The organism is Streptomyces sporangiiformans (assembly GCF_005768555.2).
GTDB classification, from domain to species: Bacteria; Actinomycetota; Actinomycetes; order Streptomycetales; family Streptomycetaceae; genus Streptomyces; species Streptomyces sporangiiformans.
Genome location: NZ_VCHX02000083.1, coordinates 87,852 through 101,003 on the forward strand (window position 1 = coordinate 87,852; position 13,152 = coordinate 101,003).

Genomic DNA, 13,152 nt, shown 5'->3' on the forward strand with positions numbered 1-13,152 from the left:
GGGCGGGTTACCGGGGATTAGCGTAGTGAACTCGTTATTGAGGTCATGGGCCTTCGCCCGTCGGGGGAATAAGTTGGCGAACAACGACTCAACGCACTGAGGCGCGGTCGTCGGACGGCGCGGTGACACCTGATGGGGGCGGACATGTCAATGCCTAAAGGATCGAATGTTCCGGTGCCCACGACCGGACTTCGTGTCGAGTTGGGGTGGCGTTCCGGCCACGGGGTCCCCGACGCGGATGCCTCGGCCCTGTTGCTGGCCTCCGGAAAGGTCCGTTCCGACAACGACTTCGTCTTCTACAACCAGCCGGTCCATTCCTCCGGCGCGGTGCGGCACGAGGGCAAGCGGAACGCCGGCGGCCAGGTGAGCGACACGCTGCTCGTCGACCTCGCGCGCGTGGAGCCCGCGATCGAGACGGTGGTGCTCGCCGCCTCCTCGGACGGCGGCACGTTCGGGCAGGTGCCCGGCCTGTACATCCGGGTCCTCGACGCACAACAGGGCACGGAGGTCGCGCGCTTCGACAGCGAGGGCGCGACCGTCGAGACCGCCTTCGTGCTCGGGGAGTTCTACCGCCGGCAGGGTGCCTGGAAGTTCCGTGCCGTCGGGCAGGGCTACAGCAGCGGTCTGGAAGGGCTGGCCACGGACTTCGGGATCACGGTGGACGAGCCGCAGCAGGCGGCGCAGCCCGCGCCTTCCGCGGCCCCGTCGACGCCCTCCACGGCCCCGCCCGCACCGTCAACGACCCGGCCCGCGCAGCCCATGGCGCCACCGCCGCCCGCGCCCGTGGCCCCGCCGGTCACGGTGGCGCCGCCGGTGACTCCGCCGCCCGCACCGCCGGCCCAGCCCACGGCACCGGTACGCCTGACCAAGGTCACACTCACCAAGGAAGCCCCGTCGGTCTCGCTCACCAAGCAGGGCGGCACCTCGGGCGCCCTGCGCGTGAACCTCAACTGGCAGGTGCGCAAGCAGTTCTCGGGGTGGGGCAGCAAGCTGGGCCGGGCCGTCGCCATGCACGCGGACCTCGACCTCGACCTGTGCGCCCTGTACGAACTCTCCGACGGCAGCAAAGGTGTCGTCCAGGCGCTCGGCAACGCATACGGGGCGCTGCACCAGCCCCCGTACATCCATCTCGACGGCGACGACCGCACCGGCGCGGTCGCGAGTGGCGAGAACCTCACCATCAGCCTCGACCACCAACAGGCCTTCCGCCGCATCCTCATCTTCGTGACGATCTACGAGGGCGCCCGCTCCTTCGCCGATCTGCACGCCACGGTGACCCTTCAGCCGCTGCACGGCGCGCCCGTCGACTTCTCGCTCGACGAGTGCACCGTGCCCTCGACGGTGTGCGCGCTCGCCCTCATCACCAACACCGGAAGCGACCTCGTCGTCCAGCGCGAAGCGCGCTACCTGGTCCCCGAGCGCGGCGTGAGCCCGCAGCGCACCGTCGACTACGCCTATGGGTGGGGCATGAACTGGACGCCGGGCCGCAAGTGACCTCCTCCTGACTGCTACCGCTGTTCCGGCGCCGCGTCGGGGCGGGCGTACGTACGCCCCTTCCAGGCGGCGCCGCGCCCCCGGTAGTGCTGCACCGCGGAATCCACCGTCATGAGGAGGTACAGAAACGCCGTGACCGGGAGCAGCGGAGCGAGCCCGAGCGGCTGCCGGTAGTAGCGGAGCATCGGCAAGTACGTGGCCGTCATCAGCAGCCAGGCGAGCCCGCCCGCCATCGCCGCGCCCGCATCCCCCGAGGCGAGCCCCACGAAGAGCGCCACGGGCGGCACCAGGTACACCAGCGCCAGCCCGGCGACCGTACCGGCCAGCAGCAGAGGGCTGTGCCGCAGTTGGGCGTACGCGCTGCGCGACACCATGCGCCACAGGTCGTGCAGCCGCGGGTAGGGGCGCACACTGTCGACCCGTTCCGCGAGCCCTAGCCAGATGTGTCCCCCGGAGCCCTTGACCGCTTTCGCGAGCGCCACGTCGTCGATGACGGCCTGTCGGACGGCGTCCGGGATCCGGGCCTTCTCGGCGGCGTCCGCGCGCAACAGGACGCAGCCACCCGCCGCGGCGGCCGTCCGGGCCCCCTTCACCGAGATCCAGCGGAACGGATACAGCTGCGCGAAGAAGTACACGAAAGCGGGCACCACCAACCGCTCCCACACGCTCTCCACCCGCAGCCTGGCCATCTGCGAGACGAGATCGAAGCCTCCGGTGCGGGCCGCGCAGACCAACTCCCGCACGCTGTCCGGCCCATGGGCGATGTCCGCGTCCGTCAGGAGCAGATACTCGGGTGCACGCGCGCGTGCCAGACCGATTCCGTGCCGTACGGCCCAGAGTTTGCCCGTCCAGCCCGCGGGCGGTTCCCCGGGCGAGTCCACGGTGAGTGGCAGCCCGCCATGCCGCTGGGCCAGCTCCTGGGCGAGCCTGCCGGTGCCGTCCGAACTCCCGTCGTCGATCAGGAACACCTCGGCCCGCCCTGGGTAGTCCTGCGCGAGGAGCGACGGAAGGCTGTGCGGCAGCACGGCGGCCTCGTCCCGGGCCGGTACGACCACGCAGACGGACGGCCACTCCTCCGGTTCCCGGCGCGGTGGCAGCCGCAGATCCGTACGCCAGAAGAAACCCTGCCCCAGCAGCAGCCACAGCCACGCGGCGAGCGATCCCGAAGCGCTCCACACAAGGGTGTCCATCCGCCGCAGTCTGCCGCACCGCCATGGCCCGTTGAGGCGGATCGTCTATGGTGACCGGGTGAAGATCGCGCTCATGGACTCCGGAATCGGTCTGCTTCCCGCTGCCGCCGCGGTACGCCGTCTGCGTCCCGACGCGGATCTCGTGCTCTCCTCGGACCCCGACGGCATGCCCTGGGGTCCGCGCACGGTGGAAGACCTCACGGAGCGGGCCCTGGCCGTCGCCGAGGCCGCCGCCGCGCACCGGCCCGACGCCCTGATCGTCGGCTGCAACACGGCGTCCGTGCACGCCCTGCCCGCCCTGCGAGCCCGCCTCGAACCCGGCCTGCCGGTCATCGGCACGGTCCCGGCGATCAAGCCGGCCGTCGCGAGCGGCGGACCCGTCGCGATCTGGGCGACGCCCGCCACCACCGGCAGCCCCTATCAGCGCAACCTCATCCGTGAGTTCGCCGACGGCGTGGCGGTCACCGAGGTGCCGTGCCCGGGACTCGCCGACGCCGTGGAACAGGCGGACGAGGCGGCGATCGACGCCGCGATCGCGGCGGCCGCCGCGATCACCCCCGACGAGGTAAGAGTCGTCGTCCTGGGCTGCACCCATTACGAACTGGTCGCCGAGCGCATCCGCGAGGCGGTGCAGCGCCCCGGCGCCGACCCGCTCGTCATGCATGGCTCCGCCGGCGCGGTGGCCGCGCAGGCCCTGCGCCGGATCGGCGAGGAGGCCGCCCCCGAGGCGCCTGCCGAAGGCACGCTCACGGTGCTGCTCAGCGGAAGCGAGGGGCCGCTGCCCACGGCCGCGCTGACATACGCGGAGGGCAGGCTGCTGCGGGCGGTCAGCCCCGCGCGCTGAAACGGTCAGCCCCGCGCACTGAAGGCGCGGACCCGCCGCAGCGGGGGCTGATCCGGAGGACACCCCTTGGTGCCGGACCGGACATCTGCGTCCACCCGGAGCAGTAACAAGCTGCAACCCGGTGCCCGCGCTGAGGAACCTGAGTACCCTCAAAGGCATGAGGGACCACCCCCACGGTGAAAAGGGCGCTGCCGACGCCCCGTATCCCGAGGTATGGCACGGCCGGGCGACCAACCGCGTGCAGTGGCTGCTCGCGCTGGGCGGCGCCGCGTGCATGGCGCTGGGCATCGAACTGGCCATCGACTCGGCCTGGACGTCGGGCATCGCCCCGCTCGTCATGTCCGTGGTCGGCTGCATCGCCGCGGGACTCCTCGTCCTGTTCGGCACGCTGGCGTTCGTGCATGTCGCCGTGAAGGTCGACAAGGACTGCCTCGAAGTCCGGTGCGGCCACATCGGCCTGCCGCGCCGCCGCATCCCGTTCTCACAGATCGCCGATGCCGATTTCGCTCCCCGTGTCACTCCGCGTCAGTGGGGCGGATGGGGTTACCGCTGGCGGCCCGAGAAAGGGACCGCCGTGATCGTCCGGCGCGGCGAGGGCCTGGTGCTCCGCCTCGGCGACGGCCATACGTTCACGGTCACGGTGGACAACGCCGAGGCGGCTGTACGCGTCATCCGCGCCCGGCTGCGGGCCACCACTCCGGGCCCCGCTGTCTGACACCGGCCGTCACGGCCCCAGTTGACCACTTCGGGTGCGCCTGCCTTGGTCCACCTCGTTTCCCGGCGCCTCCTCATGCAACGGACTGGCGGTGGCGAGGCCCGCGAGCAGGCCCGCGCCGGCCGTCACCATGGGGAAGCTCAGCGCGTTGCCGACCGCCGCGATCGCCGCCAGCGCCGTCAGGGCGGCGCCCGCGGTGAGCGCGACCGGGGTGGGGCGCGGGGCACGCCACAGCGCGTACAGGACCCAGCAGAACACGGCGGCGAGCAGCACCACGCCGACGAGCCCCTGCTCGGCCGCCTGCTGGAACGGCGCGGAGTGGGGCCTGCCATCGGGTGACGACGCCTGCGTGATCGTCGAGCTCAGCTCCGGGAACCGGCCGGGGCCGACACCGAGCCCCGGCTCCTGGCCGGCCATGTCGAGAGCGTCGCGCCACAGCTGCACTCGCTGCGCGGTGAGCTCTCCCTCCAGGGAGGAGGTCAGGCCGTCGGGCAGTACGTTCTCGGCGATCGCCCAGGTCCCACCGGTCACGAGGGCCGTGGCAAGGGCAAGACCCGCGAGCCCCAGGGCGCGGCGCCGCATCCGGTCCGCGGCGAGCGAGCACAGGAGCACCCCCGCACAGGCGACGAAGCCCGCCGTCGAGCCCAGCACGGTGGCGGTCACCGCGATCCCGGTGGCCAGGAGACGCAGCGCGAGACGCAGCTTCGGAGTGCGGGCCGCCCAGGCCGCACAGCACGCGGCTCCCGTGGCCAGGGCCAGCAGGGCCGCGATGGCACCGGCATGCCCGAGGGGCGAAGTGACCTGCGGCCCCGGTGTGGTGTGCGGGGCGGTGACAGCGAGGCCGAGCCCGGCGAGTGCGCCCGCGCAGGGGGCGGCGACCGGCAGGAGGGATCCGCAGATCCGCCCCGAGGCGTAACCGGCGGCCACGGCGAGCACCGCGAGCAGCACTCCTTCGGGCCGGCCGCCGTGCGCCGACGCGGTGATCAAGGACCAGGCCGCGCAGGCGCCGAGCACGATCACGCCGGTCGTGTCCGACACCGTGCGTCTGTCGTGATGTTTGTCGTACGGCGACACCGGACCGGTCGTCGACGCCATCCCCGTGGATCCCACCCCGTCGCCCCCCGACCCATGACGGACCCCGAACGATTGGCCGGATACGGCCGTACGTGAGGGGCTTCGGCACACCGTAACGGGTGGTGCGCCGATTTGTGGACGAGTTGCGCAGAAACGATGCGGCGCGCAGGTGAGGTGCCTGACCGGCGGCGGACGGACCGCGCTGTCGGCGGTCAGGTCATCCGCCGTACACTCCCTGAGTGACCGCCACAGCAACATCCGTAGACGAGTCGGAACAGCTCGAACCGCAGGCCCGGCCCGCATCGCGCGGGGTACGGCTGGTGCGACGGTTCCTTCCGGCCGCCGTCGCGGCACTCTCCGGAGTGCTGCTCTACGTCAGTTTCCCGCCGCGCATCCTGTGGTGGCTCGCCCTGCCGGCCTTCGCGGTCCTCGGCTGGTGCCTGCGCGGCCGCACGTGGAAGGCGGGCTTCGGCCTCGGCTACGTCTTCGGCCTCGGCTATCTGCTGCCCCTGCTGGTGTGGACCGGTGTGGAGGTCGGGCCGGGGCCGTGGCTGGCCCTGGTCGTCATCGAGGCGGTGTTCGTCGCACTCGTCGGCGCGGGTGTCGCGGCGGTGTCGAAGCTGCCGGCCTGGCCCTTGTGGGCAGCGGCTCTGTGGACCGCCGGCGAGGCGGTACGCGCGCGCGTGCCGTTCGGGGGCTTCCCCTGGGGCAAGATCGCCTTCGGTCAGGCGGACGGCGTCTTCCTGCCGCTCGCCGCGGTGGGCGGCACTCCTGTGCTCGGGTTCGCGGTCGTCCTGTGCGGCTTCGGGCTGTACGAGATCGTCCGTCAGGTCGTCGAAATGCGGCGCACTCGTGCCGTACGACGTTCCGCCGCCGTGGTGGCGCTGCTCAGCGTCGTCGTCCCTGTGCTCGGCGCCTTCGCCTCGCGGCCCCTGGTCAGTGACAAGGCGGAGGACGGGACCGCGACCGTCGCCGTCATCCAGGGCAACGTGCCGCGCCTGGGACTCGACTTCAACTCCCAGCGGCGCGCCGTTCTCGACTTCCACGCCCGGGAGACCGAGCGCCTGGCCGCGAAGATCAAGGCTGGTGACGTCCCCCAGCCGGACTTCGTGCTGTGGCCGGAGAACTCCTCCGACATCGACCCGTTCGCCAACCCCGACGCTCGCGCCGTGATCGACACGGCCGCCAAGGCGATCGGTGCGCCCGTCTCGGTCGGCGGGGTCGTCGCGAAGGACGGCAAGCTCTACAACGAGCAGATCCTCTGGGACCCGGACAAGGGCCCCGTCGACACCTACGACAAGCGTCAGGTCCAGCCGTTCGGCGAATTCCTCCCACTGCGTTGGCTGGTCGGTGCCATCAACAAGGACTGGACGTCCATGGTGCGCCAGGACTTCAGCCGTGGAACCAAGCCGGGCGTGTTCACCATGGCGGGCACAAAGGTCGGGCTCGCGACCTGTTACGAGGCGGCCTTCGACTGGGCCGTGCGCGACACGGTCACCGACGGCGCACAGATCATCTCCGTACCGAGCAACAACGCCACCTTCGACCGCAGCGAGATGACCTACCAGCAGCTCGCCATGTCCCGGGTCCGCGCCGTGGAGCACAGCCGGACCGTCACCGTCCCGGTGACCAGCGGCGTCAGCGCCGTGATCATGCCCGACGGGAAGATCACGCAGAAGACCGGCATGTTCGTGGCGGACTCACTGGTCCAGGAGGTCCCGCTGCGTTCCTCCGAGACCCCGGCCACGCGTCTCGGCGTGCTCCCCGAGATGGCGCTCCTGCTGGTCGCCGCCGGCGGGCTCGGCTGGGCGGTGATCGCCGGGGTGCGCGGCCGACGCGCCGGTGACGCATAGCCGTACGCGAGTCGGACGCCACTCCTACGTCGGTCGCACGCGCCCGGAATCAATCGGGGCGACGGAGCCGGGCCGTTAGGGTCGCCCCATGGCTACTCCTGACTTCATCCGTACGATCCGGGCCACCGCCGGCCAGCAACTGCTCTGGCTCCCCGGAGTCACCGCCATCGTCCTGGACGACGAGGACAGGGTGCTGCTGGGCCGCCGCTCCGACACCCTCAAGTGGTCGGTGATCGGCGGAATCCCGGACCCGGGCGAGCAGCCGGCGGTCTGCGCGGTGCGCGAGGTCTTCGAGGAGACGGCGGTGACTTGCGTCGCCGAGCGGGTCGTGCTGGTGCAGGCCCTGAACCCGGTCACCTACGAGAACGGCGACACCTGCCAGTACATGGACATCACCTTCCGCTGCCGGGCCGTCAGCGGCGAGGCACGCGTCAACGACGACGAGTCGGTGGAGGTCGGCTGGTTCAGCGTCGACGCACTGCCGGAGCTGAACGAGTTCGCCCTGTCCCGGATCAAGCAGGCACTCTCCGACGCGCCCACGTGGTTCGACCCCATGACCTGAGTGAGCCCGTCGCGCCCCCGGGCAGATGCTCGTTGTGCGGACCCCTGTCCGGGGAGGGGCGATCAGGAGATATCTTGATGTCGAGCAATGTTGCAGACGTGGAGCGGAGCACCCGGTGACTGACTCGACCATCATCTATACGCACACTGACGAGGCCCCGGCCCTGGCGACGCATTCGTTCCTGCCGGTGATCCAGGCGTACGCCTCGACGGCCGGGGTCTCCGTGGAGACGCGGGACATCTCCCTGGCGGGGCGGATCATCGCCGGTTTCCCCGAGTACCTCGAGGAGGGCCAGCGCATCGACGACCACCTGGCCGAGCTGGGCGAGCTGGCCAAGACGCCCGAGGCGAACATCATCAAGCTGCCCAATATCTCGGCCTCGATCCCGCAGCTGAAGGCCGCGGTCGCCGAGCTGCAGGAGCAGGGCTACGCGCTGCCGAACTACCCGGACGACCCGAAGACCGACGAGGAGCGCGACATCCGCGCCCGCTACGACAAGGTCAAGGGCAGCGCCGTCAACCCGGTCCTGCGCGAGGGCAACTCCGACCGCCGCGCCCCCGCCTCGGTGAAGAACTACGCCAAGGCCCACCCGCACCGCATGGGCGCCTGGACCGCCGAGTCGAAGACCAACGTGGCCACCATGGGCGTGGACGACTTCCGCTCCACGGAGAAGTCCGTGGTGATCTCCGAGGCCGGCGCGCTGCGCATCGAGCTGAAGGGCGACGACGGCTCCACCACCGTCCTGCGCGAGTCCGTGCCCGTCCTGGCGGGCGAGGTCGTGGACGCGTCCGTGATGCGGGTCGCCGCGCTGCGTGAGTTCCTGACCGCGCAGATCGCCCAGGCCAAGGCCGATGGCGTGCTGTTCTCCGTGCACCTGAAGGCCACGATGATGAAGGTCTCCGACCCGATCATCTTCGGTCATGTGGTGCGCGCCTTCTTCCCGAAGACGTTCGCGCAGTACGGCGCCACGCTGGCGGCGGCCGGGCTGACCCCCAACGACGGTCTCGGCGGCATCTACAAGGGCCTGGAGTCGCTGCCCCAGGGCGCCGAGATCAAGGCCTCCTTCGACGCCGAGCTGGCCGAGGGCCCGGAGCTGGCGATGGTCGACTCCGACCGCGGCATCTCCAACCTGCACGTCCCGTCCGACGTCATCGTCGACGCCTCCATGCCGGCCATGATCCGCACCTCCGGCCACATGTGGGGGCCGGACGGCGAGGAGGCCGACACCCTCGCCGTCCTGCCCGACAGCAGCTACTCGGGCGTCTACCAGGTCGTCATCGACGACTGCCGGGCCAACGGAGCCTTCGACCCGTCGACGATGGGCTCGGTCCCGAACGTCGGTCTGATGGCGCAGAAGGCCGAGGAGTACGGCAGCCACGACAAGACCTTCGAGATCCCCGCCACGGGCACGGTCCGCCTCGTCGACCAGGCAGGCAACGCCGTCCTGGAGCAGACCGTCTCGGCCGGCGACATCTTCCGCGCCTGCCAGACCAAGGACGCCCCGATCAAGGACTGGGTCAAGCTGGCCGTCACCCGCGCCCGCGCGACCGGCGACCCGGCCGTGTTCTGGCTCGACGAGACCCGGGCGCACGACGCCGTCCTCATCGAGAAGGTCCAGCAGTACCTGCCGGAGCACGACACCGAGGGCCTGGACATCAAGATCCTGTCCCCGGTCGAGGCGACCAAGCTCTCCGTGGAGCGCATCCGCCGCGGCGAGAACACCATCTCGGTCACCGGCAACGTGCTGCGTGACTACCTGACCGACCTGTTCCCGATTCTGGAACTGGGCACCAGCGCCAAGATGCTGTCGGTCGTCCCGCTGATGAACGGCGGCGGCCTGTTCGAGACGGGCGCCGGCGGCTCCGCGCCGAAGCACGTCCAGCAGCTGGTCAAGGAGAACTACCTGCGCTGGGACAGCCTGGGCGAGTTCCTCGCGCTGGCGTCCAGCTTCGAGCACCTCGCGCAGACCACCGGCAACGCGCACGCCCAGGTCCTCGCCGACACCCTCGACCGCGCGACCGCGACGTTCCTGGAGAACGACAAGTCGCCGAGCCGTCGCCTCGGTGGCATCGACAACCGCGGCAGCCACTTCTACCTGGCGCTCTACTGGGCGCAGGAGCTGGCGCGGCAGACCGACGACGCGGAGCTCGGCAAGGCGTTCGCCGCGCTGGCGGAGACGCTGACCGCGCAGGAGCAGACCATCGTCGACGAGCTGCTCGCGGTCCAGGGCTCGCCGACCGACATCGGCGGCTACTACCGGCCGGACACCGCCAAGGCCGCAGCCGCCATGCGTCCGTCGGCGACCTTCAACCAGGCGCTCGCTTCGCTCGCCTGAGCGTTCGTCTTTCCGCCCCGGTCGGCACACCGCCGGCCGGGGCGGTCCCGTTTCTCAGTTCCGTCCCGCCCCGCGGTACAGGTCCAGCTCCCCGTCGAGCTCGATGGCCAGCACGGTGGCCTCGTCGTCGAGGTCGGCCGCTTCGGGTGCATCGATCCAAGTCACACCCGGTACCGCGTCCAGGCCGCCGGTGACGTGGTGGCCCAGTTCGGTACCCGTGCCCAGGACCGTGGCCCGTCGGACGCTGTTGCGCAGCCCGCGCACCGAGACGGACTCACGCGGCGCGTCGAAGCACACCAGGTACAGCGTGCGCCGGTCGGCGGACAAGGTGCTGGGACCATAGTGGTGCCCGGGGGGCAGTCCGGCGACCGTTCCGTACACCGCGTCGGAGTGCCGCGCGATCCAGGCGCCGAGGCCTTCCAGGCGTTCGATCTGCTCCTCGGGGATCGTGCCGTCCTCCCGGGGGCCGGCGCCGAGCAGCAGATTGCCGCCCATGCCGATCGTCTCGGTGAAGTACCGCACCAGCTGGCGCACCGACTTGAAGTCGCGGTCCTGCGGCCGGAAGCTCCACGAGTCGTTGATGGTGAGACACAGTTCCCACGGGCCTTCCGGGGCCTGGAGCGGGGCGCCCTGCTCCGGCGTGGCGTAGTCGCCGTAGCTGAGCATGCGGCCGTTCAGGATGGTGTCCGGACTGCCCTTGTGGATCAGGTCGGCGAGATCGCGCATCCGCCACTGCTCCTCGGTGCGCTCCCACTCGCCGTCGAACCAGAGCACGTCGGGGTGGAAGCGCTCGACGAGCTCGCGGACCTGGCCGTCGCGGTACGCGAGATAGCGCGCCCAGGCCTGCGGGTCCTCCTTGCCGGGCTCGGCGTGCGAGTAGCCGTTGGGCGGCACGATGTGCGGCCCGGGGTGCCTCTCGCTCGCGTAGTCGGGGTGGTTCCAGTCGGAGTGCGAGTAGTAGAGGCCGACCTTGAGGCCCCTCGCGCGCAACGCGTCGACGAATCCGGCGACGAGGTCGCGGGAGGCCGGGGTGTTCCGGAGCACGTCGAGATTGCGGTGGTCGGTGTCCCACAGGGCGACGCCGTCGTGGTGACGGCTGGTGAGCACCGCGTACTTCGCGCCGACGCGGGCGAACAACTCGGCCCAGGCGTCCGGGTCGTAGCGCGACGCGGTGAAGCCGTCGAGCTGTTTCATGTACTGCTCGTGCGTCATCTCGCCCGTGTAGAAGGACCAGGACTCGGCCGCGCCGGCCACGGCGTAGATGCCGTAGTGGATGAAGACGCCCAGCTTGGCGTCCGGAAACCAGGGTTGCATCGGCATGCGCACACGCTACGCACGGCCGACGGGCCGACGTGTGGGCGCCGGTCACCCACTACTGGTCCGTTTTCACCATCCGGGGTGCCCTCGCGCTGCGCCGGCCCGCTCCTGGTGCGTCTTGCCGGCCTGCGGGGGGAGCGACTCCGACGGCATCCGGATGGAAGAGGCCCCTTCCCCACGTCCTTCACCCGCGAGGTGAGCGCCCCGACATGGCGGAGCCTCCGGCGCGGCGGGTGAGTTGTGACCGGCTCGGGCTGCCCTCTCACGACATCCCCTCATTCCGTGAGCGTTCCGTGATGCGTGGGGCAGGAATGCCATCGCCCGGGGTGGGTACGCGAGCAAAGCGCCCGGGCCGAACGTGTCCCGGGTGGCCTGAAAAACGCCACTACGTCGGGATGTGCCATGGAGTTTCCTTCGAATGAAAGCGCCACGTCGGAGGTCGAGCGCGCACTGAGTGTGCTGGTCGAGAACACCGAGGACGACGCGGCCCTGGACGCACTGGCCGGCAGTGAAGTGCTGGTTCCGGTGCCCGACGACACGGATGACGACACGGCGGCCGATCCCACGACGGTGGCACTGCCCGTCCTGGAGCAGGACGGCGAGACGCCGCTGGTGCCGGTGTTCACGTCGGAGCTGCGGATGGCCGAACTGCTGCCGTACGTCTCCCGCTACCGGCTGGTGCCCTTGGGGGCGCTCGCCTCGCAGTGGCCCACCGGGGACCTGTCGCTGACCATCGACGCCAGTTCCCCGCACGGCCTGACGCTCAACTCCGAGGGCGTACGGACCCTTCTGGCGCGTCCGCGCGGCTGAGGCCGACGCACTCTGACACAGGCTGGGCACGGCAGGCCCGGGCCCGGCCTGTGGGGGGGGGCCTGGCCGCGCATTGGGCGCGCAGAAGGTCGTGACTCACTCGCCGTTCAGCATGCGCGCCAGTACGGCGCGCTGCAGTGGGCGTACCTCGCTGTGCAGGTCGCGGCCCTTCTGAGTGAGCGCGACCCACACCCCACGGCGGTCTTCCTGGCAGGCGGTGCGCTCGACCAGGCCGTCCTTCTCGAGGCGGCCGATGAGGCGGGACAGCGCGCTCTGGCTCAGATGGACGCGTTCGGCGACGTTCTGGACGCGGCACTGCTCGGCCGAGCCGGCCGGCGTGCTCGACGCGAGGATGTCGAGGACCTCGAAGTCGCTGGCGCCCAGGCCGTGCGGATGCAGTTCGCGGTCGATCTCGCACATCGTGCGTGCGTGCACCGCCAGGATGTCCCGCCACCGGTCCTCGAGCCGGGCGCCGAGCTGCTCTGCTGCCATAGGTGCACGGTAACAGAAAAAGGGCAATCCTTTACCGTGCAACTAGTGCAGGTGCATGTAAGAGACTGAGGAGGCTTTCGAGGTCTCAGGGTGCCTGGACGAGGCCCACGAGATTGCCGTCCGCGTCCTTCACGGAGGCGATCAGTTTGCCGCCGCCGACGTCGTGGACATCCTTCAGTAGCTCCGCGCCCGCGTCGAGGAGTCCCGCCAGGCTCGTTCTGATGTCGGTGACGCGCCAGTAGGGGATCGGTCCCGTCAAACCCTTGGCATGACCGTTGGGGTCGAGGCCCACTTCCGGTCCGCCGGGCCGGAAGCCGACGTAGTACGACTCGTCCGCGTACGGCTCCACTCCCAGAAGGGCGCCGAACAGCGCCTTGGCCCGGGCGAGGTCCTTGACGGGATAAGTGATCGTTTCGATGCCTTCGGACATGCCGGTCTCCTCGATGGTCGTGAGATCACCGGCGGT

12 protein-coding genes are annotated in these 13,152 nt (G+C 70.6%); 7 read left to right on the top strand and 5 right to left on the bottom strand.

All coding sequences use genetic code 11. The features are described from left to right. Positions 1–150: 150 nt before the first annotated feature. The gene (locus tag FGD71_RS09205) at positions 151–1,494 is read left to right on the top strand and encodes a TerD family protein (RefSeq protein ID WP_119099890.1); all 1,344 of its coding nucleotides are present in this window, start codon (positions 151–153) and stop codon (positions 1,492–1,494) included. 14 nt (positions 1,495–1,508) lie between these two features. On the opposite strand, the gene FGD71_RS09210 is transcribed toward FGD71_RS09205, so the two are convergent. Further along, positions 1,509–2,684: a glycosyltransferase gene (locus FGD71_RS09210; protein WP_181359156.1), complete on the bottom strand. Its 1,176-nt coding sequence runs from the start codon at positions 2,682–2,684 to the stop codon at positions 1,509–1,511. A 58-nt stretch (positions 2,685–2,742) separates the two neighbouring features. Between FGD71_RS09210 and FGD71_RS09215 the strand changes: the two genes are divergently transcribed. Together FGD71_RS09215 and FGD71_RS09220 are read left to right on the top strand one after the other, a co-directional pair. Then, a complete protein-coding gene (locus FGD71_RS09215; RefSeq protein WP_119099892.1) occupies positions 2,743–3,528 on the top strand; it encodes a glutamate racemase in 786 nt (261 codons plus the stop codon). A gap of 157 nt (positions 3,529–3,685) precedes the next feature. Continuing rightward, positions 3,686–4,243 carry a hypothetical protein gene (locus FGD71_RS09220; RefSeq protein WP_119099893.1) on the top strand — a complete coding sequence of 186 codons (558 nt, stop codon included), beginning with the start codon at positions 3,686–3,688 and terminating at the stop codon, positions 4,241–4,243. Positions 4,244–4,252: 9 nt separating this feature from the next. Here the strand turns inward: FGD71_RS09220 and FGD71_RS09225 are convergent, their stop codons facing one another. Then, positions 4,253–5,338 carry an O-antigen ligase family protein gene (locus tag FGD71_RS09225; protein WP_119099894.1) on the bottom strand — a complete coding sequence of 362 codons (1,086 nt, stop codon included), beginning with the start codon at positions 5,336–5,338 and terminating at the stop codon, positions 4,253–4,255. 218 nt (positions 5,339–5,556) lie between these two features. Between FGD71_RS09225 and lnt the strand changes: the two genes are divergently transcribed. From lnt to FGD71_RS09240, 3 genes are all read left to right on the top strand, one after another. After that, the gene (gene lnt, locus FGD71_RS09230; protein ID WP_119099895.1) at positions 5,557–7,170 is read left to right on the top strand and encodes an apolipoprotein N-acyltransferase; all 1,614 of its coding nucleotides are present in this window, start codon (positions 5,557–5,559) and stop codon (positions 7,168–7,170) included. Between the two features lie 88 nt (positions 7,171–7,258). Continuing rightward, the gene (locus FGD71_RS09235) at positions 7,259–7,732 is read left to right on the top strand and encodes an NUDIX hydrolase (RefSeq protein ID WP_119099896.1); all 474 of its coding nucleotides are present in this window, start codon (positions 7,259–7,261) and stop codon (positions 7,730–7,732) included. A gap of 115 nt (positions 7,733–7,847) precedes the next feature. Further along, positions 7,848–10,067: an NADP-dependent isocitrate dehydrogenase gene (locus tag FGD71_RS09240; RefSeq protein WP_119099897.1), complete on the top strand. Its 2,220-nt coding sequence runs from the start codon at positions 7,848–7,850 to the stop codon at positions 10,065–10,067. 54 nt (positions 10,068–10,121) lie between these two features. Here FGD71_RS09240 and FGD71_RS09245 read toward each other — a convergent pair whose 3' ends face one another. Then, complete coding sequence (locus FGD71_RS09245; RefSeq protein WP_119099898.1) at positions 10,122–11,387, bottom strand: alpha-L-fucosidase; 1,266 nt, start codon at positions 11,385–11,387, stop codon at positions 10,122–10,124. A 399-nt stretch (positions 11,388–11,786) separates the two neighbouring features. On the opposite strand from FGD71_RS09245, the gene FGD71_RS09250 reads away from it, so the two are divergent. Then, positions 11,787–12,194 carry an SseB family protein gene (locus FGD71_RS09250; RefSeq protein ID WP_119099899.1) on the top strand — a complete coding sequence of 136 codons (408 nt, stop codon included), beginning with the start codon at positions 11,787–11,789 and terminating at the stop codon, positions 12,192–12,194. A 96-nt stretch (positions 12,195–12,290) separates the two neighbouring features. On the opposite strand, the gene FGD71_RS09255 is transcribed toward FGD71_RS09250, so the two are convergent. Then, positions 12,291–12,686: a MarR family winged helix-turn-helix transcriptional regulator gene (locus FGD71_RS09255; RefSeq protein ID WP_119099900.1), complete on the bottom strand. Its 396-nt coding sequence runs from the start codon at positions 12,684–12,686 to the stop codon at positions 12,291–12,293. Positions 12,687–12,771: 85 nt separating this feature from the next. Next, positions 12,772–13,116 (bottom strand): VOC family protein, encoded by a 345-nt coding sequence (locus tag FGD71_RS09260; protein ID WP_119099901.1) that lies wholly within the window; start codon positions 13,114–13,116, stop codon positions 12,772–12,774. Positions 13,117–13,152: the final 36 nt, after the last annotated feature.